Genomic DNA, 1,594 nt, shown 5'->3' on the forward strand with positions numbered 1-1,594 from the left:
CGGCGCGGCCCCGCTTCGTGGCGGGCGCGGTGGGCCCCACGAACCGCACGGCGTCCCTCTCGCCGGACGTCAACGACCCGGGCTTCCGCGCGGTGGACTTCGACGTGCTGCGCGCGGCGTACGAGGAGCAGATCGGGGCCCTGCTGGAGGGCGGCGCGGACCTGCTCCTCGTCGAGACGGTCTTCGACACGCTCAACGCGAAGGCCGCGCTGTTCGCGGCGCGCGAGGTGTTCGATCGGCTGGGCCGGGCCGTGCCCGTGATGGTGTCCGGAACCATCACGGACGCGAGCGGACGCACCCTGAGCGGGCAGACCGCCGAGGCCTTCGCGGTGAGCATCGGCGCGGTGGACGTGGGTCCCGAGGGGCTGTTCTCGCTGGGGCTGAACTGCGCGCTCGGCGCGGACATGCTGCGCCCGCACCTGCGGGCCCTCGCGGGCGCCACGGAGGCGCTCGTGTCGTGTCACCCCAACGCGGGCCTCCCGAACGAGTTCGGGGAGTACGACGAGAGCCCCGAGCACATGGCGCGCGTGCTGCGCGCCTTCGCCGAGGAGGGCCTGCTGAACGTCGTGGGTGGGTGCTGCGGCACCACGCCCGAGCACATCCGCGTCCTCGCCGGGGCCGTGCGGGGACTCGCGCCGCGCGTCGCGCCCGAACTGCCGAGGCGGCTGCGCCTCAGCGGCCTCGAAGCCTTCGAGGTCACCGAAAACACGAACTTCGTGAACGTGGGGGAGCGCACGAACGTCACGGGCAGCCCGAAGTTCTCGAAGGCCGTGCTGGCCGGTGACCTGGAGGCGGGCGTGAGCATCGCGCGGCAGCAGGTCGACGGCGGCGCGCAGATCGTGGACGTCAACGTGGACGAGGGCATGCTCGACGGCGTCGCCACGATGACGCGCTTCCTGAACCTCGTGGGCAGCGAGCCGGACGTGGCGCGCGTGCCCGTCATGATCGACTCCAGCCGCTGGGAGGTGCTGGAGGCGGGCCTGAAGCGGCTGCAGGGCAAGGGCGTCGTGAACTCCCTGAGCCTCAAGGACGGCGAGGCGGAGTTCGTGCGCCGCGCGCGTCAGGTGCGGCGCTACGGGGCGGCGGTCGTGGTGATGGCCTTCGACGAGCAGGGGCAGGCCGACACGTACGAGCGCCGCGTCGAGGTGTGCGCGCGCGCCTACCGCCTGCTGACCGGGGAGGCGGGCTTCCCCGCGCACGACGTCATCTTCGACCCGAACGTCCTGACGGTCGCGACGGGCCTGCCGGAGCACGACCGGTACGCCGTGGACTTCATCGAGGCGACGCGCTGGATCAAGGCGAACCTGCCGGGCGCGCTCGTGTCGGGCGGGATCAGCAACATCAGCTTCTCCTTCCGCGGCAACAACCCCGTCCGCGAGGCGATGCACTCCGTCTTCCTGTACCACGCGGTGCGCGCGGGCCTCGACATGGGCATCGTGAACGCGGGTCAGCTCGCCGTGTACGACGACCTCGACGCGCGGCTGCGCGAGCACGTGGAGGACGTGATCCTCGCGCGCCGCGCCGACGCGACGGAGCGCCTGCTGGAGATCGCCGGGGAGTTCAGGGCGGGCCCGCGCGAGACGGCCGGGCCCGC

At 72.8% G+C, this 1,594-nt stretch carries 1 protein-coding gene; it reads left to right on the plus strand.

The features are described 5' to 3' along the window. A partial coding sequence (locus DEIPI_RS30430; RefSeq protein WP_169737084.1) for a dihydropteroate synthase occupies positions 1 to 1,594 on the plus strand: 1,594 nt, incomplete at both ends.

The organism is Deinococcus pimensis DSM 21231 (genome assembly GCF_000519345.1).
GTDB lineage: Bacteria > Deinococcota > Deinococci > Deinococcales > Deinococcaceae > Deinococcus_A > Deinococcus_A pimensis.